Annotated in this window: 24 protein-coding genes; 20 read left to right on the top strand and 4 right to left on the bottom strand. The window is 61.6% G+C overall.

Features of this window, described 5'->3' with window-relative positions; all coding sequences use genetic code 11:
* The first annotated feature begins 42 nt into the window (after positions 1-42).
* From RX717_RS14725 to RX717_RS14685, 9 genes are all read left to right on the top strand, one after another.
* On the top strand, positions 43-741 hold the full coding sequence (locus tag RX717_RS14725; RefSeq protein WP_054327402.1) for a response regulator: 699 nt from the start codon (positions 43-45) through the stop codon (positions 739-741).
* A gap of 3 nt (positions 742-744) precedes the next feature.
* A complete protein-coding gene (locus RX717_RS14720; RefSeq protein ID WP_107631498.1) occupies positions 745-2526 on the top strand; it encodes an ATP-binding protein in 1782 nt (593 codons plus the stop codon).
* Positions 2523-3815 (top strand): hypothetical protein, encoded by a 1293-nt coding sequence (locus RX717_RS14715; protein WP_107631499.1) that lies wholly within the window; start codon positions 2523-2525, stop codon positions 3813-3815. Before RX717_RS14720 ends, RX717_RS14715 begins: the two co-directional genes overlap by 4 nt.
* A gap of 36 nt (positions 3816-3851) precedes the next feature.
* The gene (locus RX717_RS14710; RefSeq protein WP_107631500.1) at positions 3852-4676 is read left to right on the top strand and encodes a hypothetical protein; all 825 of its coding nucleotides are present in this window, start codon (positions 3852-3854) and stop codon (positions 4674-4676) included.
* A 157-nt stretch (positions 4677-4833) separates the two neighbouring features.
* The gene (locus RX717_RS14705) at positions 4834-6129 is read left to right on the top strand and encodes a UDP-N-acetylglucosamine 1-carboxyvinyltransferase (protein ID WP_054327406.1); all 1296 of its coding nucleotides are present in this window, start codon (positions 4834-4836) and stop codon (positions 6127-6129) included.
* Between the two features lie 69 nt (positions 6130-6198).
* A complete protein-coding gene (locus RX717_RS14700; protein ID WP_054327407.1) occupies positions 6199-7008 on the top strand; it encodes an MBL fold metallo-hydrolase in 810 nt (269 codons plus the stop codon).
* A complete protein-coding gene (rlmH, locus tag RX717_RS14695; protein WP_147573798.1) occupies positions 6990-7472 on the top strand; it encodes a 23S rRNA (pseudouridine(1915)-N(3))-methyltransferase RlmH in 483 nt (160 codons plus the stop codon). Before RX717_RS14700 ends, rlmH begins: the two co-directional genes overlap by 19 nt.
* Before the next feature lie 14 nt (positions 7473-7486).
* Complete coding sequence (locus RX717_RS14690) at positions 7487-8257, top strand: esterase/lipase family protein (RefSeq protein ID WP_054327408.1); 771 nt, start codon at positions 7487-7489, stop codon at positions 8255-8257.
* A gap of 132 nt (positions 8258-8389) precedes the next feature.
* The gene (locus RX717_RS14685; protein WP_054327409.1) at positions 8390-9331 is read left to right on the top strand and encodes a 1-phosphofructokinase family hexose kinase; all 942 of its coding nucleotides are present in this window, start codon (positions 8390-8392) and stop codon (positions 9329-9331) included.
* Positions 9332-10001: 670 nt separating this feature from the next.
* Here RX717_RS14685 and folD read toward each other — a convergent pair.
* Genes folD through yfmF form a run of 4 tightly spaced genes read right to left on the bottom strand, consistent with a single transcriptional unit; the run spans position 10002 to position 14407 of the window.
* Complete coding sequence (gene folD, locus RX717_RS14680) at positions 10002-10853, bottom strand: bifunctional methylenetetrahydrofolate dehydrogenase/methenyltetrahydrofolate cyclohydrolase FolD (protein ID WP_054327411.1); 852 nt, start codon at positions 10851-10853, stop codon at positions 10002-10004.
* Positions 10854-10883: 30 nt separating this feature from the next.
* A complete protein-coding gene (gene lgt, locus RX717_RS14675; protein ID WP_107631503.1) occupies positions 10884-11831 on the bottom strand; it encodes a prolipoprotein diacylglyceryl transferase in 948 nt (315 codons plus the stop codon).
* 30 nt (positions 11832-11861) lie between these two features.
* The gene (yfmH, locus tag RX717_RS14670) at positions 11862-13127 is read right to left on the bottom strand and encodes an EF-P 5-aminopentanol modification-associated protein YfmH (protein ID WP_107631504.1); all 1266 of its coding nucleotides are present in this window, start codon (positions 13125-13127) and stop codon (positions 11862-11864) included.
* Positions 13124-14407 (bottom strand): EF-P 5-aminopentanol modification-associated protein YfmF, encoded by a 1284-nt coding sequence (gene yfmF / locus RX717_RS14665; protein WP_054327414.1) that lies wholly within the window; start codon positions 14405-14407, stop codon positions 13124-13126. The genes yfmH and yfmF overlap by 4 nt, the downstream gene beginning before the upstream one ends.
* A 196-nt stretch (positions 14408-14603) precedes the next feature.
* Between yfmF and ylxM the strand changes: the two genes are divergently transcribed.
* The 11 genes from ylxM to rpmA all read left to right on the top strand — a co-directional run bounded on the left by ylxM (position 14604) and on the right by rpmA (position 20966).
* Complete coding sequence (ylxM, locus tag RX717_RS14660) at positions 14604-14975, top strand: YlxM family DNA-binding protein (protein ID WP_054327415.1); 372 nt, start codon at positions 14604-14606, stop codon at positions 14973-14975.
* A 1-nt stretch (position 14976) separates the two neighbouring features.
* Positions 14977-16350 carry a signal recognition particle protein gene (gene ffh / locus RX717_RS14655; protein WP_054327416.1) on the top strand — a complete coding sequence of 458 codons (1374 nt, stop codon included), beginning with the start codon at positions 14977-14979 and terminating at the stop codon, positions 16348-16350.
* A 71-nt stretch (positions 16351-16421) separates the two neighbouring features.
* Entirely contained in the window at positions 16422-16664 is a 243-nt protein-coding gene (gene rpsP, locus RX717_RS14650) for a 30S ribosomal protein S16 (RefSeq protein ID WP_054327417.1), read from the top strand.
* 14 nt (positions 16665-16678) lie between these two features.
* The gene (locus RX717_RS14645; protein ID WP_054327418.1) at positions 16679-16909 is read left to right on the top strand and encodes a KH domain-containing protein; all 231 of its coding nucleotides are present in this window, start codon (positions 16679-16681) and stop codon (positions 16907-16909) included.
* Positions 16910-17198: 289 nt separating this feature from the next.
* Positions 17199-17705 (top strand): ribosome maturation factor RimM, encoded by a 507-nt coding sequence (gene rimM / locus RX717_RS14640; protein ID WP_054327419.1) that lies wholly within the window; start codon positions 17199-17201, stop codon positions 17703-17705.
* Positions 17702-18448, top strand: coding sequence for a tRNA (guanosine(37)-N1)-methyltransferase TrmD (gene trmD / locus RX717_RS14635; protein ID WP_054327420.1), 747 nt, complete (start codon positions 17702-17704; stop codon positions 18446-18448). The genes rimM and trmD overlap by 4 nt, the downstream gene beginning before the upstream one ends.
* Positions 18449-18557: 109 nt before the next feature.
* A complete protein-coding gene (gene rpiA / locus RX717_RS14630; protein WP_054327421.1) occupies positions 18558-19235 on the top strand; it encodes a ribose-5-phosphate isomerase RpiA in 678 nt (225 codons plus the stop codon).
* 38 nt (positions 19236-19273) lie between these two features.
* Complete coding sequence (locus RX717_RS14625; protein WP_054327422.1) at positions 19274-19861, top strand: hypothetical protein; 588 nt, start codon at positions 19274-19276, stop codon at positions 19859-19861.
* A 185-nt stretch (positions 19862-20046) separates the two neighbouring features.
* Complete coding sequence (gene rplU / locus RX717_RS14620; RefSeq protein ID WP_054327423.1) at positions 20047-20358, top strand: 50S ribosomal protein L21; 312 nt, start codon at positions 20047-20049, stop codon at positions 20356-20358.
* A gap of 4 nt (positions 20359-20362) precedes the next feature.
* On the top strand, positions 20363-20701 hold the full coding sequence (locus tag RX717_RS14615; protein ID WP_107631505.1) for a ribosomal-processing cysteine protease Prp: 339 nt from the start codon (positions 20363-20365) through the stop codon (positions 20699-20701).
* Complete coding sequence (gene rpmA, locus RX717_RS14610; protein ID WP_031476960.1) at positions 20688-20966, top strand: 50S ribosomal protein L27; 279 nt, start codon at positions 20688-20690, stop codon at positions 20964-20966. Before RX717_RS14615 ends, rpmA begins: the two co-directional genes overlap by 14 nt.
* Positions 20967-21227: the final 261 nt, after the last annotated feature.

Raw genomic sequence — 21227 nt, 5'->3', positions numbered from 1 at the left:
GGCGGTTTCCCGCGTAACCCACCCTCTGAAAAGGAGGAATCTATGGAAAAGAAAACGATCCTCGTGGTGGAGGATGAAAAGGCCATCGCGGATATTTTGGTGTTCAACCTGCAGCGCGAGGGCTATGATACCATCGTGGCATACGACGGGACGGAGGGCCTGCGGCACGCGCTGGAGGACGCGCCCGACCTGATCCTGCTCGACGTGATGCTGCCTGGCATGGACGGCTTCGAGGTCTGCAAGCGTGTACGCGAAAAATTCCACAACACGCCGATCATCATGCTGACCGCGCGCGAGGAGGAGACCGACAAGGTCATGGGGCTTGAACTGGGGGCGGACGATTATATCACCAAGCCGTTCTCCATGCGCGAGCTGATGGCGCGCGTCAAAACCAATATGCGCCGCACGGTGTCGGGCGAGGAACGGGAAAAAGCGCCCTTGCCGTCCGGCGGTGGGCTGCGTATTTCCAAGGACAACGGCATGGTGTACAAAAACGGGCGTCCGCTGGAGCTGTCGGCGCGTGAATTCGACATCCTGTGCTTTCTTTCCGCGGCGCCGGGGCGCGTTTTTTCGCGCGAGGAGCTGATGGAGCAGGTATGGGGCTATGAATATTACGGAGACCTGCGCGCGGTGGACGTTGCGATCCGGCGCCTGCGCGAAAAGGTGGAGGATCAGCCCGCAAGCCCGCGGCACATTATGACCAAGCGGGGCATGGGCTACTATTTTGCCGACGGGGAGTAAGCTATGTTTCGATCCTTACACATGAAGCTTGTGCTGATCCTGGTTCTGATGATCGTTTCGGTCATGGCCGTGGTGGGTACGTTCCTGATCAACAGCGTCAGCACGTTCTATATTGACAGCTTTTACGAGGATATGCAGAACGTGTTTAACCAGACGGATGTGATGCAGTCGCTCGAAAACGCGGCCCAGGCAGGAACAACGGATATCCAGACTGTCGTGGACAGCTACGAGGGGCAGCTTGGCATCGATAATTACCGGACCTATTATATTCTGGACAGCCAGGGGCGCGTGCTGGCAAGCTCAAACGCGCTCCGCGAAGCCTCGTTCACGCGGACAAGCAACGTCATCGCGGCGATGGCGGGAGAGACGGGTACCCGCTCGTCGGTCGCGGACAGCGTGATGGACGTTGCGGTCCCGATCCGCGCGGGGGACGGCGACCAGGTCGATTATATTGTGTACATTGCGGATGACAAGCGCGAGGTGTCGGACATGTCCTGGCGGTTCTTCCAGATCGTCATGCAGGCGATGATGTTCGGCCTGCTCGCGGCCATCCTGCTTTCCTTTCTGCTTTCCAAAACCATCACCACCCCGATCGAGCGCATCACCGAGGGCGCCCGTTCGATTGCGAAGGGCAACTTTGATCAGGAGCTGGGCGTGCAGTCCTCGGACGAGATCGGCGAGCTGACACGCTCGTTCAACTACATGGCGGGTCAGCTCAAGAACACGGTCGGCGAGGTGCAGGGCGAACGAGACAAGCTGAACACCCTGTTCCTGCATATGACGGACGGCGTAGCAGCGTTCACGACCGCGGGCCGGCTCATCCATATGAATCCGGCGACCGAAAGCCTGCTGGGCGTGCGGGTGGAGGACGGCCTGACATTCGACGAAATGTTCGCCGACCTGGATATGCCCAATTCGGACGAGACCGCCATGCGGTCGTTCCTGACCAGTGAGATTACGCGCTTCGGCCGCGTGCTTTCGGTCACACTCGCGCCGTACGGCGCGCTGGACGGGGAGGGCGGCGTGATCGCGGTTATCCACGATATTACCGAGCAGCGCCGGCTGGACGACGCGCGCCGTGAGTTCGTGGCGAACGTATCGCACGAGCTGCGCACGCCGCTGACTAATATCCGCTCGTATACCGAAACGCTGCTGGACGCGGCGGGCGACATCCCGATCGATACGGAAAAGCAGTTCCTCGGCGTTATCTCCAGCGAGTCCGAGCGCATGGCGCGCATCGTGACCGACCTGCTGACACTGTCCAAGCTGGACTATGGCCGGATGGAGTTGCGTATGACGCGCTTCCCGCTGGGGGATATGCTGAAAAACGTGGCCAACGCCATGAAATTCACGGCGGAGGACAGCGGGCATGAGCTGACTGTGGATACGCCGGACGACCTGCCGCAGATCGTGGGCGACCGCGAGAGGATCGAGCAGGTTGTGGTGAACATCCTGTCCAACGCGGTCAAATACACGCCGGCGGGCGGCCATGTGCGTCTGTCCGCGCGCATGGCCGGAGCCAACCGCGTGCGTATCACAGTGGAGGACGACGGCGTGGGTATTCCGGCGGCGGACGTGCCGCGCCTGTTCGAGCGCTTCTACCGCGTGGATAAGGCGAGGAGCCGCGAGGCGGGCGGCACCGGTCTGGGCCTGGCGATCGCCAAGGAGATCGTGGAGCAGCACGAGGGCAAGATCGCGCTGGCCAGCGAATATGGCAAGGGTACGACTGTGACCATCACCCTGCCGACCGACCTCATCCCGAATCGGGAGGAGGGGCCGGTATGAACCAGGCCGGACATTCGGTGAAAAACACCGCGAAAAACGTTTCCCTGATCGTGCTGGTTCTACTGCTGGGCGTGCTTTGCGCGGCCAACTGGCTGGCGGGCATGAACATCGACCAGATGCCGGCGGACAACCTGCTGCGGCGCGCGTACGACCATGTGTTCGGCGGCGCGGTCGGGTACGAGCTGCGCTCGTCCGGCGTGGCGGCGGCCGAGCCCGCGCAGCTCGCGCTGACCACGGACGGACAGCTTTACGGCGTGCAGTACAGCCTGACCGACATCGACGCAGGCCTGGAAGCGGTCCGTCCGCTGTGGGCGGCGGTACTGTCGGACGGGGAGCTGGAGCAGGCGGAAGAGGCGGAGCTGGTCGCAGCCCTGCGGGCCGGGGACTGCGCGCTGCTGCGCTATCACGGCGCGATCCCGCTGAGCGTTGCAGCCGGCTGGATGGGCGGCTCCTGGCAGAGCGACCTGGCGGTTGAGACGCTGGTTTATACGGCGGGCAGCGGCCAGCTGTTTGTGCGCACGGATACGGGCGCGCTGTACGCCGCCGCGGCGGACGCGGACGAAAGCGTGCTGCGCGCCGCGCAGCAGGGCTTCCGCGGCCTGTCCTGCCAGTTTTCCGGCGAGGCGTATGCGGTTTATCCGGAAACGCTGCTGTTTGATCGGGAAACGCTGTCGCTCCCCCTGCTCAAAGCGGGGAGCATCGACCTGTTCGACCCGCAGAGCGGCACCGGATTGGAGGACCTGCTCGATGCGTTCGGCTTTACGCCGTATGCGAACTATTATTCCGAGCAGAACGACCGCGTTCGGGTGTTTGTAGACGATGTGAGTACGCTGCGCGTGAACGCGGCCGGCCTGATCCAGTACGCGGCGGGCGCGGACAGCACGGTGCGCGCCTACGACGCGGGGGAGGCCGCCGGCCGTGCCGCGCTGGACGCCCAGCTTGACTGCGCGCGGACGATCCTGGACACGGCGGTGCGCGCGGGGGAAACCGACACCCACGCCTCGCTCTACGCGGTGCAGCACAACGGCAACCGCACGACGCTGGTGTTCCTGCAGATGTACGGCGGCGTCCCTGTGCTGGGGGACAACGATTTCGCAACCTTTGTGTTTGAAAACGGCTCGCTCACCTCCGCGACCATCCGGCTGCAGCGCTTCCACGCGGACGAGGTGCGCCGCACTGTGCTTCCCGCGCGGCAGGCGGCGGCGGGCGCGCAGGGGGAAACGCGCAGTCTGATGGTCGCCTACCGCAGCGACGGAGACTATTTTGCGCCCGGCCGGTTTTATCTGTGATGCGGTGCGCACGGCGGGAGAGGAGGAACGGACGCTTTGCAATGGGGTAAGGTAAAAAATATACTGATCGTCATTCTGGTGGCGGTCAATGCGTTCCTTTTATGTAATCTGGGCGTGAAGCAGTGGCAGGACTGGGAGCGTGTCCGCGAGTTGCAGGCCAATCTGGGCGAACTGCTTTCCGGCTACGGGATAGAGCTGGATGCGTCGTTTCGCCTGCCCGGGGACACGGTGCTGCCCACGCTGTCGGTCGACCGCAGCCGCACCAGCGAGGAGGCGGTCGCCGCGGCCGCGCTCGGCGGCGAGCTGGAGCGTACGGAGCGCGAGGACGGCGCGGTGCTGCTGGAGGGCGCGTCCGGTTCGTTGGAATGGCAGGCGGACGGGAGGCTGCAGGGCGAGTGCGCGACCGGAGAGCCTGCGCCGGAGGAGGAAAAGCAGGCGCAGCGTCTGGCACAGCGGCTGCTGGAAAAATGGGGCCTTGCGTCGGACGACGCGGCGTATACAGCGGATGGCCTGTCCGTGACCATGACAGGCACCGCGGCCGGATTGCCGGTTTTCAACCGGCAGATATCCCTGCGGTTCGACGGGCAGGGCGGCGTCGCCGTTTCCGGCCTGTGGAGCTTTGGCACGCCCTATACGACCGTGCAGGCGAGCGGCACGGTCTGCGTCGCCTCGGACGCGCTGCTTGCATTCGCGGCAAACGGGCAGGACTGCACCCGCATCACCAGCATGACCATCGGCTACCGCCTGCAGTCGGACAGCGGCAGGCGCCTGCAGTTGATGCCCACTTGGAAGATCGGAACGGATTCGGGGGATTATTTGGTGGATTGTGCTAAAAAAACGATACTCGAGCAGGAAAATTGAAAAAGGGCTTTCCTTTATCGGAAATTGTGGTAAAATATATAGGTGAAATTTTGCGCGGATGCACCACGGGGGCGTCCGTTTTCATAAAATAGAGTATGGTATTTGACAGCTGCGGCCGACCGGCCGCGCGGACCAAAGAGTGAGGAGTAGGTGGATTTTGACCAAGTATGTAATCAACGGCGGTAAAACGCTCAACGGCGAGGTTACGATTTCGGGCGCAAAAAACGCGGCGGTCGCGATCGTGCCGGCGGCGTTGCTGGCGGATGGGCCGGTGCGGATTGAAAATGTGCCGAAGATCATTGACGTAACGCTGCAGCTCGAGATCATGCGGGAGCTTGGCGCGCAGATCCGCCTTGTGAACGCGACGACGGTCGAGATCCGCAATTCCCAGCACCCGAGCCTCAAGCCGCATGAGCTGGAGCGCAAGCTGCGCGCCTCGTACTATCTGCTCGGCGTGCTGCTCGGCAAATACGGCTTTGCGGAAGTCGCGATGCCAGGCGGCTGCAACTTCGGCGGTGTGCGCCCGATCGACCAGCATATCAAGGGCTTCGAGGCGCTCGGCGCCAAGGTTACGCTGCCCAAGGGCGGCTATATCCGCGCGGAGGCTCCCGAAGAGGGTCTGCACGGCGCGCACATCTATTTTGACGTGGTTTCGGTGGGCGCGACCATGAATATCATGCTCGCCGCGGTTCTCGCCAAAGGCCAGACCATTATGGAGAACTGCGCCAAGGAGCCGCATATCGTCGATCTGGCGAACTTCCTCAACGCGATGGGGGCAGACGTCAAGGGCGCGGGTACGGACGTGATTAAGATCCGCGGCGTGGAGCGGCTACAGGGCGGCAGCTATTCCATCATACCGGACCAGATCGAGGCCGGCACATTTATGGCCGCGGTCGCGGCGTGCGGCGGCTCGGTGTTGGTAAAAAACGTTATCCCCAAGCATCTGGAGTGCATCACCGCCAAGCTCAAGGAGATGGGCGTGGAGGTCACGGAATTCGACGATTCGGTGCTGGTGCGGAGGGAGAACCGCCTGACGCGCACCAACATCAAGACCATGCCGTACCCAGGCTTCCCGACCGACATGCAGCCGCAGATGACAACCGCGCTTTGCCTTGCGGAAGGCACGAGCATCGTCACCGAGGGCGTGTGGGACAGCCGCTACCGCTATACTGAGGAGTTGGCGCGCATGGGTGCGAGCATCCATGTGGACGGCAAGATCGCGGTTATTGAGGGCGTCGAGGAGTTCAAGGGCGCGCCGGTGCGCGCGCACGACCTGCGCGCGGGCGCGGCCATGGTTATCGCGGGGCTGGCGGCCAAGGGTGTGACCGAGGTTGAGCAGGTGCAGAACATCGAGCGCGGCTACGAAACGCTGGTGGAGAAATTTGTGGCGCTTGGCGCGGATATGTACCGTTCGGAGATACCGGATTCCATGGGCATGGCGGAGCGCGCGTAACACAAGCAGGATGCAGACAGCGGAGGGGGCAACCTCTCCGCTGTTTTGGAAAGCAAAGGGGTTTAGTCAGTGGCGGAACGGTATTATTACAGCATTGCAAGCGGCTCGACCGGCAACTGCGGCCTGTATGTGGCCGGAGGCGCCGCAATTCTGATTGATCTGGGGGTGTCCCTGCGCAAGATCACGGCCGCGCTCACGGCGGTCGGACTGGGGCTGGACGACCTGTCGGCCGTGCTGCTTACGCACGAGCATATCGACCATGTGAAGGGCCTGCCGATGTTCCTGAAGAAAGCGGGCGCGCCGGTGTTTGCCTCGCGCGGCACGGCGGAGGCGCTTGCGCAAAAGGAGCCGCTCTGCCGCGACCGGCTGAACGTATTTGAAAGCGGCGAGGCGTTCTGGGTGCGGGACGTGGATGTTGAGACCTTTGAAACGCCGCACGACGCGGCGGACAGTGTCGGCTACATATTGTCCCACGGTGAAAGCCGGTTCGGGTTTGCGACCGATCTCGGCTTTGTGCCGCGCGATGTGGCGGACAGGCTGCGCGGCTGCGGGACGGTCGTACTGGAAAGCAACCACGACCCGCATATGCTGCAGGCGGGGCCGTACCCGTACCCGCTCAAGATGCGCGTGGCAGGGCCGGCTGGTCACCTGTCCAATCCGGACTGCGCGGCATTTGCCGCCGATCTGGTCAAAAACGGGACAAGGACGCTGATCCTTGCCCATCTGAGCGAGAAAAACAATATACCGGAGCTGGCGTTCCAACAGACCAGGGCTGCGCTGCGCGGTCTGCCCGCCTGTGCGGTCCATATCGCGCCGCGCGAGCGCATGGAGGAGCCGGTCCTGTTCGGGGAGGAAGAAGCATGCTCTCTGTCCGGCTGATTTGCGTCGGCAAGCTGGGCGAAAAGTTCTGGGCGGACGCGGTAAAGGAATATGAGAAACGCCTTGGCGCGTACTGTAGGCTGGAAATCGTCGAGCTGCCGGAGGCACGGCTGCCGCAGGCGCCTTCGGCGGGAGAGGTGCGGCAGGCGCTTGAGAAAGAGGCCGGTCTGATCGAGGAAAAGCTCCCGCAGGGGGCGGCGGTGGTTGCATTGTGTGTGGAGGGACGGACGATGTCGTCCGAACAGCTTGCCGACTATCTGGGGCGGCTGACGGTTTCCGGAACCAGCAGGGTGTGCCTGGTGATCGGCGGCTCCTGCGGGCTGTCGGAGCGCATCAAGCAGCGCGCGGCGCTGCGCCTGTCCATGTCTCCCATGACGTTCCCGCACCATTTGGCGCGCGTGATGGTGCTGGAGCAGGTATACCGCGCGCTGAATATTGCCGCAGGCGGCAAATACCACAAATGACAGGAAAAGACGCTATGACGAGATATCCGATTATCCTGGCGCACGGGCTGGGGGTGACCGATCAGGGCGGCCTTTACACGCCGTGGGGGCGTGTGCCGGATCTGCTGCGCGCCCGAGGCGCCGTCGTTTACCTCGGTGGGCAGGACGCTTGGGGCAGCATCGAGACCGGCGCGGCGCAGCTCGCGCGCACGGTGCGCCGCGTCCTCAGGGAGCAGGGCTGCCGACGGGTGAATATCATCGCTCATTCCAAGGGCGGGCTGGAGGCGCGGTATCTGATCTCCAACATGGGATACGGGCGGTATATTGCTTCGCTTTCCATGCTGTCCACGCCTAACCGCGGCTCGCGTGTGGCCGAGCTGCTGCTGTACGCCCGTCCGGGCGTTGCGCTGTGGGCGTGTGGGAACGACGCCTACTGGTCGCGGCACGGCGATGAAAAGCCGGATTCCCTGCGCGCGGGCGAGCAGCTTACGCCGGCATATCTCGTGCGTTTCAATCGGGACAACCCGGATGCGAACTGCGTGTTTTACCAAAGCTGGGGGACACGGATCGGCACGGTGCATCCGGATGGCGCTATGATGCTGACGCGCGGTTTGTTTTACCCCGCGCACGGGGCGAGCGACGGGCTGGTCACGCCGGCCTCGGCGCGGTGGGGCCTGTACCGCGGCACGCTGGACGGGGTTTCCCACCAGCAGGTGGTGGACGTGTTCCGAAAGGACGCGCCGGGCTTTTCTGTGAAGCGGTTTTATATCAGCCTGGCGCGCGGGCTGGCGGAAAAAGGATTATAGGGGCGGCGGCTATCGTTTTTGGATACGTTGCCGCTTTTTGTTTTGCCTCGAATATTTCGAAAAAGCATTTACATTGTCCGTCCGATTCGGTAAAATAGAAAGAAGAGAGAAATTGTTTCAGGAGGGGCTCCTATGATTATCACGATAACGCTCAATGCCGCGCTCGACCGCACGCTGCGCATCGAACAGCCGTTGGTCGTGGGCAAGCTCAACCGGGCGGTGTCCAGTTATCTGGAACCGGGCGGCAAGGGTATCAATGTTTCCCGCGCCGTCAAAGCGCTGGGCGGGGACAGCGTGGCGTTGGGTTTCTCTGCGGGTACAAACGGCCGTATGATGAAAGATATGCTGACTTCTGCGGATATTCACCATGATTTTGTCGATGTTTCGGGACAGATGCGTGTCAACACACAGATCATCGACGCGCAGGGCGGGCATACGGAGGTCAACGAACCGGGCAACAAGCTGGAAGACGCGGATTTCCTCCGTCTGCTGGACCGTATGGATAATTACCTAGATAAGGGCAATATTTTTGTCCTGGCCGGCTCCACGCCGCCGGGCTTTTCTATGCAGAATTACCGTAAGCTGTGCCAGACGATCAAAAAACGCGGCTGCAGGCTGATTATCGACGCGCAGGGCGAGCTGCTGCTCGAAGCGCTTCAGTGCGAACCTGATGTGGTCAAGCCGAATATCTTCGAGTTGGCGGAGGCGGTCGGTGATAAGCCCTCGACCGATCCAGAGGTTGTCTTGGTTTCCGCGCGCAAGATGCTGGATATGGGCGCGGGTACGGTCTGTGTTTCCATGAGTCAGGAGGGCGCGGTGTTCGTTTCCAAAAGCGAGGACGAAGCGCTGTACGTCAACACCAACCCGCGCATCTACGACGAAGGCGCGGTCGGTACGGGCGACGCAATGGTTGGCGCGATCGCCAATTCGATGAACAAGGGCCTGCGGTTTGACGAAATGGCGCGTTTTGCGGTCGCTACCGCGCGGGCGAGCAGCCGGCTGGCCGGAACCGAGATGGCGACGCTCAAAAAGGTCTACGAGGTCTACGAGACGACGCAGGTCTACATACTGTAAATATATAAAAAACGGGGAGGAAGTGGTTTTCCTCTCCGTTTGCGTTTCCGCTTTGGCGAAAGCGGGGAAGCTGCGCCTGCGCGGCGCGGGCGGACAAGAGGGGAGAAACCGACGGTTTCTCCCCTCTTGCCAATCCCCCCTTTTCCCTGATGCGCAGGCCGGAGGCGGGAACGGCTGCGCCGTTCCTATTTCTGACCAGGACCGCTCCGAAAAAATACGGGGGCTGTTGCGGGAGCTCTGTTCGCGCGGAGGTTAGAACGGGACAGCGGGAAAACGGATGCCGCCTGTCCGAAACGGTTCATGCGCGCGTAACAGCGCGCGGGAGGGGGGAGCCGCCGCCCACCCCACCCACCATCCCCTTGGGGTGGAAGCCGTTGCGCTTACCGTGATACAGCAAATGGGCGGCAGATGGAACGCGCGACCTACCTTGCGCGCGGAGCGCGCTCTTATTTGCGGGAGCAAATGCCGTAAACTGGCCCTGTGGAAGCGCCAAAACCTTGTAGCCGTGAAAAAAGGAAAGCAGGGAATTCAAAAGGGGAGGACAACCCATGCGAGTTGTCCTCCCCTTTTGCCCCCGCGCCGGGCGGCGCACTGTCCCCGCACGGAGGGGCGGCATCGTGTTGTATCCACGGATAAAACGTCGTACGCTGGCACGCCTTCTGTTTCCAGCTCAAAGACTGTGCTGAAGCTTTGCGGCCTTGAGCGTGTTCTTCATCAGCATGGTGATGGTCATTGGTCCCGCGCCGCCCGGCACCGGCGTCATATAGGACGCCTTTTCCATGACCTCCGGCGCAACATCGCCGCAGACCTTGCCCTCGGCGTTGCGGTTGATGCCGACATCGATCACAACCGCGCCGTCCTTTACCATGTCCGGCGTGATAAAGCCGGCCTTGCCCACGGCGGCGACCAGGATGTCCGCGCGGCGGCACACCGCCGCAAGGCCGCTGGTGCGGCTGTGACAGATCGTGACCGTGCCGTGCCGGTGCAGCAGCAGCATGCTCATAGGCTTGCCGACGATGTTCGACCGACCGACCACAACGCACTCCTTGCCCTTGGGGTCGATTCCATATTCATCGAGCAGCTCCATCACGCCCGCGGGGGTGCAGGGGACAAAGTCGAAGTTGCCCACCATAATTTTGCCCACGTTGACCGGATGGAACGCATCCACGTCCTTTTTCGGGTCGATCGCGTCGATCACCGCCTGCTCGGAGATATGCTCCGGCACCGGCATCTGGCACAGGATGCCCGAAATCTGGGGGCTTTGGTTGAGCTGCGCGATCAGGCCGAGCAGCTCCTCCTGGGAGGTTTCCGCGGGAAGCGCATACTTCTCGCTATAAAAGCCGCATTCGGCGCAGGCTTTCTCTTTATTGCGGACGTAAATCTCGCTGGCAGGGTCGTTGCCCACGATGATAACCGCAAGGCCGGGCGTAACGCCTTTTTCTTTCAGCGCCTTGGTCTCCGCCAGGATGCTGCCGCGCACCTTTGCGGAAAGCGCTTTTCCGTCCATTCTTACTGCACTCATGTCATATCCTCCTCTTATGATGGAAACGGGTCACTTTTGTTCCGGCGCGCTTTCCGCGGCCGGGCTGCCGTTCGCCGCAGGCTCCTGCGCGGGCGCGGCGCTCTCCTGCGCCGTTTTCGGCTTTTCACTGCCTGCGGGTTGCTCCAACGGCACAGGGGCTTCCGCCGGTACGGGCGCCGGCGGCTGGTAGAATTTTTTGCTGACCGCAATGCGGTTGTATTTGCGAACCAGAATGACGATGGCTGCGGCGCAGCTGATCACGGCCAGGATCTGGGACACGCGCATCGGCCCGAGGTACAGGCTGTCCGTGCGCAGGCCCTCGATCCAGGCGCGCCCCAGGCCGTACCAGGCGACGTACAGAAGTGCGATCTCGCCCTCGAATTTGCGCTTTTTGGAGATGAAATGCAGGGCGATAAAGCCAACCAGGTTCCATAGGGACTCATACAGGAACGTCGGGTGTACCGGACTGCCCGCGTCGATCGTCATGCGCCAGGGGAGCAGCGTTGTGCCGCCGTGCGCCTCGCCGTTGATGAAGTTGCCCCAGCGGCCGATGCACTGGCCGATCAGCAGGCCGAGCGCGGCCATGTCGCACAGGCCGGCAAACGACAGCTTTTTGAAGCGGCTGTAAGCGAACAGGGCGATCAATACGCCGATCACTGCGCCGTAGATCGCGATGCCGCCGTTCCAAACGGCGACGATCTCGGCCGGATGCTGGCTGTAATACTCCCACTCAAAGACAACGTAGTACAGGCGGGCGCAGACCACGCCCACCGGCACACAGATGATCATGCAGTCGATCAGGTTATCCGAGGTGAAGCCGAATTTTTTGACGCGGAAATTCAGGTAGAGCGCGGCCAGGATAAAGCCGACGCAGATGATGATGCCGTACCAGTAGATTTCCTTGCCGAATACCGTGAATGCGACGCGGTTGATGGTGAATTCCAGGCCAAGCCCTGGGAATGCGATGACGTGTTCCATGATGATTGCTTCCTTTGCTGTTTTGTTGATTTACTGCTGCGGCTCGACGACCGAAAGGGAGGAACGGTCGCGCCGCGCCCAGCGGGCGAACATGGCCTGGACGTCGTCCGGACTGATGGTGTCGAATAGGGCCGCGAAATCGAGGTAGTGCTCGCCCGCGAAGAGCGCGCCTACCTCCTGCCGCGCATAGCTTTCGGGCGCGTCCAGCACGCGCAGGTGCAGGCCGTACACGGCTTTTTTCATGCGGGAGAAAAGCGCGTGGTCCGCCCCCTCGTGCGCCAGGCGCGCGACCTCCTGCTCGACCGCGGCACGGACCGCCTCCGGATCGCGGCTCTCGCCGCCGAGAATGGCGGCCGCGCCCTCCGGAATGACCGTATAGTCGGTATCAAAATCCCGTCCGATCAGGCGTTTCTCGTAAAGCGAGGCATACAGCGGGGAATTGTCGCCGCACAGGATGCGCACGGCCAGTTCGCCGAGCAGGCTGCGGCGTAGGCGGCTTTCGTCCGGCTCCAGAGGGATATCCTTGAAGCCGAGCAGGAACTGCGGCTGCGATACCTGCATGCAGCGGGTCACGGTCAGCTCGTTTACCGTCTCGCGGCGCGTGCCGTAGTGCCGCCGGCCGATCTCGGGCGCGTCCTGCGGGGAGAACTGTGCGGCAATCCGGCAGGCTTCGTCAAAATCCGCGGTGCCGCAAATGACGAGCGCCATGTTTTTCGGGCTGTAAAACGCCCGGTGGCAGGCGTACAGCGTTTCCGGCGTGATCTGTGCGATGCTCTCCGTGCTGCCCGCGATGGACACACGGACCGGATGCGTGCGGTACAGCCCCTGGAACAGGCCGACGAATGCCTGCCAGCCAGGGGTGTCGTCCATCATGCCGATCTCCTGCCCGATGATGCCCCGCTCCTTTTGCACGTTTTCCTCGGTGAAATACGGCGTGAACACAAATTTCAGCAGGATCTCGAGGTTTTCTTCAAACCGGTCGGTGCAGGAAAAATGATAGGCGGTCATGGTCTGGCTGGTGAAGGCGTTCGGGCTCGCGCCCGTGCGCGCGAATTTCTGCAGGGCGTTGCCGTCCTGGTCTTCAAACATCTTGTGCTCCAGAAAGTGCGCCACGCCCGCGGGCGTATCGTAGCGCCGGCCCTCGCAGGTGAACGAGGCGTCCACAGAGCCGAAATTGGTAGCCAGGATGGCGAAGGTTTTGCTGAAGCCCTCCTTAGGCAGATAGCAGATGCGCAGGCCGTTGTCCAGCGTGCGCGTTTCCATGCGCTCGCGCAGGGCGGAATATTGCTTGCTCATTGCGCCGCCCCCTTCATAAAGTATACCATGTCGAGCGTGGTCGCTTGCGCCGCGGCGACCACCTGCCCGAGCGTAACAGCTTCGGTTTGCTGGATGCGGTCCTCGGGCGCGGTCAGCGTACCGGCCGCCGCCTGGCCGAGCCAGTAGCGCTCGAGCGCGAGCGGGTCGTCCAGCATGGCGCGCCAGTTGGTCACCAGGGTTTTTCGGGCGGATTCCAGCTCCGGCTCGGTGATATCGCCCTGCCGGCAGGCGTCGAGCTGGCGCAGGATCTCATCCCGCGCGGTCGCGAAATCCCTGTTTTCAATGCCGGAATTGACCTGCATGATACCCTTGGAGGCGATGAACTGCGCACTCGCGTAGTAGCAAAGCGAGTGCTTCTCGCGCACGTTGACAAACAGCTTGGAGCTGGTCGAGCCGCCGTAAATGGTCTGGAACATCCAGTAGGCCGCGGGGTCGCCGCCGGTCAGGCAGCTCCCGCCCGTGCGGAAGCCGAGCGACAGCTTGCCCTGCGTCACCGGCTCCTCCTCCACGACCTCGCGCGCGTCCCCTGCGGGCTGCGCGGCGACCGTGGTGTGCGGCAGATAAAACGGCCGTTCGGTCCGGCGGGCGAGGGGCGTATCCAGGAAAAGATGCGCCACTGCCTCCGGAGCGAGCGTGCCGCAGTAAAACAGCTCGACCTGAGCCTCCTCCAGCGCGCGGAGATACGCGGTATACAGCTTGTTCTCCGTGATGCGGCCGGCCTGCTCCGCGGTGCCGAGCGCGGGCTGTCCGTAGGCCTCCTGCGCGCACATCAGCTCGGTCAGTCGCTTGGGCGCCCAGGTGCGGGGATCGTTTTTCTGCGCGGCGATCCGGTCGATCAGGTTGTCCCGTTCGCCCGTGGTGTAATCCGGACAGAACACGCCGTCCTGCAGATACGGGTCGAACATCAGGTCGGCCAGCAGGCGGACGACACGTCCGGTCAGTCCGGCCGCGCCGGGGGCGTAGGCCTCGTCGATGCAGTCGGACAGAAAGCCGATGACCAGGGTTTCGCCCTCCTTGCGCACGATGGCTTCTATGCGCGCGCCGTACAGCTCGTCGAGCGTCGTGCCGAGCGCGCGCAGGTCGGGAAGCTGCGCCGTACCGCGCCGCAGAACCTGCGGCAGACAGGCGCGCAGCGCGGCATCCGGCCCGCCGAGGGGCAGCAGCAAGGCCGCGCGCAGCACCGCCCGTTTGAATTTCGGCGTGGTCACGCAGGTAAGGTTTACCCCCGCGCCCAGCTTTTTTCGGGTCACTTGTTGCATATTTTGCCTCATTTCCGGAAAAAATTTTCTATCGTGTTTTATTATAGCATCATTCATAGTGTGAATCAAACGTAGATTATGTGAACAAATCCGTGCCGGTTGCTATTTTACCCTTGACAGGCCGGCAATTATACGGTAAAATAAGCGTGTTCGATGTAAAGGGATAACGCTTTACAGCTTCAAGGGAGGCCCGCCGATGAAAGGCAAACCGCTCGAAATGAGCCTGCTGTTCGACTTTTACGGCGAGACGCTCACGGAAAAACAGCGCGAGCTGTTCGACTTGTATTATAATGAAGATCTTTCGCTTTCCGAGATCGCGGAGCACGCGGGCATCACCCGTCAGGGTGTGCGCGACGCTGTCAAGCGCGCGGAGCATGCGCTGCAGGAGATGGAGGACCGCCTCGGTCTGGTCAGCCGCTACGGCGATACGGAAAAACGCGCGGAAGCGCTGGCGCGCGAGGTCGGGCGCTTACGCAGCCTGAACGCTGAAAAACTGCACAGCAGCGAGGCGGAGGAGATCGCCTCCCGCATGGCGCTGCTGCTCGCCCAGCTTAGGCAGGAGGCTTAATATGGCTTTTGAAGGCCTTACCGAAAAAATTTCATCCGCATTCAAGGGCCTGCGCAGCAAGGGCCGGCTGACTGAGGCGGACGTCAAGGACGCGATGCGCGAGATCCGCATGGCGCTGCTCGAAGCGGACGTCAACTTCAAGGTCGCCAAGGATTTCATCAAGGCGGTCACGGAAAAAGCGACCGACGCGGAGATCCTGGATAGCCTGTCCCCTGCGCAGCAGGTCATCAAGATCGTCAACGAGGAGCTGATTGCGCTTCTGGGCGGGCAGACCACCCGCCTGACGATCGCGCCCAACCCGCCCACCATTGTGATGATGGTCGGTCTGCAGGGCGCGGGCAAAACCACCAACTGCGCCAAGCTGGCGGGTTTGCTGCGCAAGCAGCAGCAGCGCCGGCCACTGCTCGTCGCGTGCGACGTATACCGCCCTGCGGCGATCGACCAGCTCAAGGTCGTCGGCCGGCAGCTTGACATCACCGTGTTCGACGAGGGCCAGGGCGATCCGGTCGAAATCGCAAAGCACGGCATCGACCACGCCAAACGCAACGGTTATGATCTGGTGTTCCTCGACACCGCGGGCCGTCTGCACATCGATGAAAAGCTCATGGACGAGCTGAAAAATATCAAAGCGGCCGTCACGCCGACCGAGATCATCCTCGTCGTTGACGCGATGACCGGTCAGGACGCGGTGACCGTTTCCCAGACCTTTGACCAGGCGCTCGGCATCAACGGCGTACTGATGAGCAAAATGGACGGCGATGCCCGCGGCGGCGCGGCGCTTTCGGTCAAGGCGGTCACGGGCAAGCCGATCAAATTTATCGGTACAGGGGAAAAGCTCGGCGATATTGAGCCGTTCCATCCCGACCGCATGGCCTCCCGCATCCTCGGCATGGGCGACGTGCTGACGCTGATCGAAAAGGCGCAGCAGACGTTCGACCAGAAGCAGGCGGCGGAAACCGCAAAGAAAATGGCGTCCGGCAAGCTGACGCTGACCGATTTCCTCGGCCAGCTCCAGCAGATGAAAAGCATGGGCTCGATGGAGGAAATGCTCGGCATGCTGCCGGGCGTGGACGCGAAGGCCCTTGCCGGCGCAAAGATAGACGAAAAGCAGATGGCGCATACCGAGGCCATCATCCAATCCATGACGCCCAAGGAGCGGGATAACCCCTCCATCATCAATTTTTCCCGCAAAAAGCGCATCGCGGCTGGCTGCGGCCTGAGCGTGGAGGCGGTCAACAAGCTGCTCAAACAGTTTGAGGCCATGCAGAAGATGACCCGCCAGCTCACCAGCATGGCGCGCGGCGGCAAGGGAAAGAAAAAACGCCGCGGCTTTCCGAGCCTCGGCGGGCTGGGCAACATGAAGCTGCCGTTTTGATTGATAACGGCCCATCCCTTTGTTTGTAAAGAAATTTACAATAGATCAAATTCTATTGAGGAGGTGAAACCATGGTAAAGATCAGACTTCGCCGCCTGGGCGCGAAGAAGGCCCCGTTCTACCGCATCGTTGTCGCTGATTCCCGTTACCCGCGTGACGGCCGATTCATCGAGGAGATCGGTACCTACAACCCCCTGACCGATCCGGCCACCGTCAATGTTGACGCGGATCGCGCGCAGGAGTGGATCAAGAAGGGCGCGCAGCCGACCGATACGGTTCGCGGCATCCTGAAGAAAGCCGGTGTGCTGAATTGAGTGAGGCTAACGAAATGAAAGAGTTATTGACCTATATTGTCAAAAATCTGGTTTCCGAGCCGGATGCGATTGCCATTACCGAGGAGATCGACGGTGATAACGTCACCTATTCCCTGCGCGTAGCGCCGGGGGATATGGGCCGCGTCATCGGCCGGCACGGCCGCATCGCAAAGGAAATCCGCACACTCATGAAAGCGGCAGGCAATCGTGAAAACAAACGCGTGACAGTCGATATCCTCGACTGACGGACTTCGTTTGAAACGGGCGCCGCCCGTTCCAAACGAGGCATGCCCTTGTCAGGCTGCGCCTGAAAGGGCTGCCGCGCCGAAGCTCTGTGAAAGTTTTGGTTTTCGCAGCGCTTCGTCTTGGTATCAAAAGCACGGGAAGCGCCCGCGCTTTTGCGGAAAACCGCAGACGCGGTTTTCTGTTTCATGCGCCTGACGGCGTTTTGAGCTGAAAATCGCCGCGGCGCGGCGATTTTTTGTTATGCGTGTGAGACGCGCGCGGCACACCACCACCAAAGAGGAGAACGTTATGCCGAAACAATTTTTAGAGGCTGGTAAGATCGTCGGCACGCATGGCGTGCGCGGCGACCTCAGGGTGCAGAGCTGGTGCGACAGCCCCGAGGTGCTTTGCGACTTTGACCTGCTGTATCTGGATGAAAACACGCCGGTAACCGTGGAAAAGGCGCAGGTACACAAAAACGTGGTGCTGATGCACCTGAAAGGCGTGGACACGGTTGAGGCGGCGGAAGCGCTGCGCGGGCGCGTGCTGCACCTGGACAGGAACGACGTGGAACTGCCGGATGACCTGGTGTTCATCCAGGATATTCTGGGCTTTCGCGTCCATGACCTGCGGACCGATCGTGCGGTCGGTCGTGTCCGCGATGTGCTGACCTCCAATCCGGCGCACGATATGTATGAGATACAGGGAGAGGATGGGCGGCTGGTCTATGTCCCCGCCGCAAAGCCCTTTTTGAAAGAGATCGATATGGAGGCCGGCGTGATCTACATTGAAAGCATCGAGGGTCTGCTCGAATGAAGATCGATATTATGACGCTGTTTCCGGAAATGGTCAATGCGGTCATGGGGGAGAGCATGATCGGCCGCGCGCAGGAAAAGGGCCTCGTGGAGATACGCGCGGTCAATATCCGCGATTATGCGACCGACAAGCACCATAAGGCGGACGACGCGCCCTATGGCGGCGGGCGCGGGCAGGTCATGCTGGCCGAGCCGCTTTACCTGTGCCATCAGGCGCTTTGCGCCGGGGAACGGGTGCATACGGTGTTCCTGTCCGCGCAGGGCAGGCCCTTCGATCAGGACAAAGCGCGTGAGCTGCTCGCGCGGGAGCATATCATCCTGGTATGCGGCCATTATGAGGGGGTAGACCAGCGCTTCATCGATGCGTGCGTGGACGAGGAAATCTCGATCGGCGACTTTGTGCTGACCGGCGGCGAGCTCCCCGCGATGGCGGTCGCGGACGCGGTGTGCCGCATGGTGCCGGGCGTGTTGCCGGACGAAGAGGCGTTTACCGCCGAAAGCCACTGGGACGGGCTGCTCGAACACCCGCAGTATACCCGACCGGAAAACTGGCGTGGCCGGCCGGTGCCGGAGGTGCTGCTGAGCGGACACCATGCAAATATCGCGCTGTGGCGGCGCGAAATGAGCCTGCGCCGCACCCGTGCCGACCGGCCCGACCTGTTCGCCCGCTTTGCGCCGCGGGACAAGCAGGACCGGCATCTCCTGGCGCGCCTCGAACAGCCGGAGGAAAACGGGGACCGTTAAGAGACGTCAATTTCCTCCGTCTGTGGGACGGAAAACATTGACCTTTCCCAGCAATCATCCTATAATAAAGATACCTGTATAGGTACCATTGCCAGGGGAGGAAAACAAAATGGATATGAAAAAAATGGCCGGCGACAAAGCGGCCGAATATGTCAAGGACGGCATGGTGGTCGGACTCGGCACCGGTTCCACCGCTTACCACATGGTAAACGCCATCGGTGAGCGCGTGAAAAACGGGCTGAAGATCCAGGCTATCCCGACCTCCAAGGCCACGGAGGCGCAGGCGCGCGAGCTGGGCATCCCGCTGCTCACGATCGACGAGGTCGACCACGTCGATCTGGATATCGATGGCGTGGATGAAATCGACCCGCAGTTCAACGCCATCAAGGGCGGCGGCGGCGCGCTCTACCGTGAAAAGGTCGTCGCGACGCTCGCCAAGGAAGTCATCTGGATCATGGACGAAAGCAAGCTGGTCGACCACATCGGCGCGTTCCACCTGCCGGTTGAGATCGCGCAGTACGGCTCCAAGCAGGCGATGGCCAGGATGGAGGAATACGGCTGGAAGCCGGTCCTCCGCGTGCGCGACGGAAAAACTTTCGTTACGGACAACGGCAATTACATCGCGGACCTGCATCTCGGCGCGGGTTTTGACATTGAGGACGTCAGGGAAAAGCTCGGCACGATTGTCGGCGTTCTGGAGCATGGCCTGTTCCTGAATATGTGCAAGCGGATGATCGTCGGCACCTCGTCCGAGGGCGTTCGGGTCATCGAGAACCCGTCCAAGTGACAGGATGCGCGCCGCGCGGAAAGAGTGAGGGATAGGGAATGAACCAGACCAGAAGACCGCACGCCAAACAGCCGAATTACCGGCTGTTGCTCTGCATAGGGCTGCTGGTGTGCCTGGTGCTCGATATATTGTTTTTCGTGCTGTTCCTGAGCCAGTGCAGTCGGGCCGGCGGGCTGGAGGACGAGGTCAAGAAGCTGACCGAGGCCAACCAGGCGCTCACCAGCCAGAACACCATGCTGCAGCAGCAGAGCGACGCGGCGCTGACCACGGCGGTCGCGGCGCTGCCCGACCCGACGACAGCGCAGACGACCAACCTGCCTGATTTGATCCCGCAGCTCACCGATGCCGTTTATGTGGTGCGCACAACGGGAGAAGGCTACCAGTACCTCAAGATCGCGGAAGGCGCGGTGCTGGATAAGCTGAACGCCTACCGCGACGATGCTTCCGGCTATACCGCCGCGGAGGGCGACGCGCCCACCTGCAGCTATTGGGTGCTGTTTTCCGACCGCGTGATCGGCCTGACCGATGGCGGCAACGGCTTTGTCAGCACCGACCGAACCGCAACCGGCAGCGCGACCACGGTCCCGTCCGGCTTCTACGATTTCGTGGTATCGTTGTTCGCATAAAAACGGACGTAAGGGTGCATTTTACCGAAAAAAGGATAAAACACAAGCGGGGGCGCTTGACAAGCGCCCCCGCTTGTGTTATGCTACTAAAAGCCGCATTGTGCATTGGCTTCTGTTAAGCGCGTCCCAAAACGGGCCGCCGCCGTGCCAAGCGTGACTCTACAACGAAAGAGAGGGAAAACCACATGTATGCCATTCTGAAAACTGGCGGCAAGCAGTACAAGGTATCTGAGGGCGACGTGATCTACGTCGAGAAGCTCGGCGTAGAGGACGGCGCGACCGTTACTTTTGACGAGGTTCTGGCCGTAGGCGAGGGCGATTCCATCACCGTCGGCGCTCCTTACGTTTCCGGCGCAGCCGTGACCGGCACGGTCGAAAAGACCGGCAAGGGCAAGAAGATCAACATCTTCAAGATGAAGCCCAAGAAGGGTTACCGCAAGCGTCAGGGCCATCGCCAGCCGTACACCAAGGTGACTATCGCGTCCATCAAGGCGTAAGGCGGTGACAAAGGTCACGTTTTCGTCGCAGGGGGGCAAGCTCCTTTCGGTGGACATCCTCGGCCACGCGGGCTACGCGGAGGAAGGGGAGGACATCGTTTGTGCGGCGGTATCCAGCGCGGTCATGCTGACCCATGCGCTGCTGCTTGACGTGCAGGGTATCCCGATCGACACACTGGTCGAGGATGACGGCGCCCATATCCGCATCACGCTGCCGCAGGGCAGCGGCCTGCTGCGGGGACAGGACGCGCTCAAGGCGCTCAAGCTGCATTTTACCGAGCTGGAGCAGAATTATTCCGATTTTTTGAACGTAATGGAGGTGTACGCAAATGCTGAAGATTAGCTTACAGTTTTTCGCGCATAAAAAGGGCGTAGGTTCGACCAAGAACGGCCGTGATTCCGAGGCCAAGCGCTTGGGCGTCAAGCGTGCGGACGGTCAGACCGTTCCGGCGGGCAACATCCTTGTCCGTCAGCGCGGCACGAAGATCCATCCGGGCCTGAACGTCGGCCGCGGCAAGGACGACACCCTGTTCGCCAAGGTTGAGGGCGTTGTTCGTTTCGAGCGCTTGGGTAAGGACCGCAAGCAGGTTTCCGTTTACCCGCAGTAAGAAAAAACGATGAAATCCCAGACGTTCGTCTGGGATTTTGTTATAATGCCCCATGAAGCGGACGGAGGACGCATGGACTGGCTGACAGAGGCGGAGCGCAAGCTCCGGCATGGGAACCGGATATTGTTTACGCGGGAAAGTCTGCTCTTGCAGGACCTGCGGCCGGCCTTCCTGTGTATGAGCTGACCGCGATCGTGCTGGAGCACGGGCCGGCACATTGCCGCGGGCCGGTGGGGCGCGGAAACAGGAATATATGGAACG

This window comes from Intestinibacillus sp. NTUH-41-i26 (assembly GCF_032769475.1).
Lineage (GTDB): Bacteria > Bacillota > Clostridia > Oscillospirales > Butyricicoccaceae > Agathobaculum > Agathobaculum ammoniilyticum.
This window is presented reverse-complemented; position numbering and strand designations above follow the sequence as displayed.

What these genes read in the sequence shown, in the direction of transcription:
- RX717_RS14725 (WP_054327402.1), top strand. Translation starts at nt 43, where the DNA reads ATGGAAAAGAAAACGATCCTCGTGGTGGAGGATGAAAAGGCCATCGCG.
- RX717_RS14720 (WP_107631498.1), top strand. Translation starts at nt 745, where the DNA reads ATGTTTCGATCCTTACACATGAAGCTTGTGCTGATCCTGGTTCTGATG.
- RX717_RS14715 (WP_107631499.1), top strand. Translation starts at nt 2,523, where the DNA reads ATGAACCAGGCCGGACATTCGGTGAAAAACACCGCGAAAAACGTTTCC.
- rlmH (WP_147573798.1), top strand. Translation starts at nt 6,990, where the DNA reads ATGCTCTCTGTCCGGCTGATTTGCGTCGGCAAGCTGGGCGAAAAGTTC.
- RX717_RS14690 (WP_054327408.1), top strand. Translation starts at nt 7,487, where the DNA reads ATGACGAGATATCCGATTATCCTGGCGCACGGGCTGGGGGTGACCGAT.
- RX717_RS14685 (WP_054327409.1), top strand. Translation starts at nt 8,390, where the DNA reads ATGATTATCACGATAACGCTCAATGCCGCGCTCGACCGCACGCTGCGC.
- folD (WP_054327411.1), bottom strand. Translation starts at nt 10,853, where the DNA reads ATGAGTGCAGTAAGAATGGACGGAAAAGCGCTTTCCGCAAAGGTGCGC.
- lgt (WP_107631503.1), bottom strand. Translation starts at nt 11,831, where the DNA reads ATGGAACACGTCATCGCATTCCCAGGGCTTGGCCTGGAATTCACCATC.
- yfmH (WP_107631504.1), bottom strand. Translation starts at nt 13,127, where the DNA reads ATGAGCAAGCAATATTCCGCCCTGCGCGAGCGCATGGAAACGCGCACG.
- yfmF (WP_054327414.1), bottom strand. Translation starts at nt 14,407, where the DNA reads ATGCAACAAGTGACCCGAAAAAAGCTGGGCGCGGGGGTAAACCTTACC.
- ylxM (WP_054327415.1), top strand. Translation starts at nt 14,604, where the DNA reads ATGAAAGGCAAACCGCTCGAAATGAGCCTGCTGTTCGACTTTTACGGC.
- ffh (WP_054327416.1), top strand. Translation starts at nt 14,977, where the DNA reads ATGGCTTTTGAAGGCCTTACCGAAAAAATTTCATCCGCATTCAAGGGC.
- rpsP (WP_054327417.1), top strand. Translation starts at nt 16,422, where the DNA reads ATGGTAAAGATCAGACTTCGCCGCCTGGGCGCGAAGAAGGCCCCGTTC.
- RX717_RS14645 (WP_054327418.1), top strand. Translation starts at nt 16,679, where the DNA reads ATGAAAGAGTTATTGACCTATATTGTCAAAAATCTGGTTTCCGAGCCG.
- rimM (WP_054327419.1), top strand. Translation starts at nt 17,199, where the DNA reads ATGCCGAAACAATTTTTAGAGGCTGGTAAGATCGTCGGCACGCATGGC.
- trmD (WP_054327420.1), top strand. Translation starts at nt 17,702, where the DNA reads ATGAAGATCGATATTATGACGCTGTTTCCGGAAATGGTCAATGCGGTC.
- rpiA (WP_054327421.1), top strand. Translation starts at nt 18,558, where the DNA reads ATGGATATGAAAAAAATGGCCGGCGACAAAGCGGCCGAATATGTCAAG.
- RX717_RS14625 (WP_054327422.1), top strand. Translation starts at nt 19,274, where the DNA reads ATGAACCAGACCAGAAGACCGCACGCCAAACAGCCGAATTACCGGCTG.
- rplU (WP_054327423.1), top strand. Translation starts at nt 20,047, where the DNA reads ATGTATGCCATTCTGAAAACTGGCGGCAAGCAGTACAAGGTATCTGAG.
- rpmA (WP_031476960.1), top strand. Translation starts at nt 20,688, where the DNA reads ATGCTGAAGATTAGCTTACAGTTTTTCGCGCATAAAAAGGGCGTAGGT.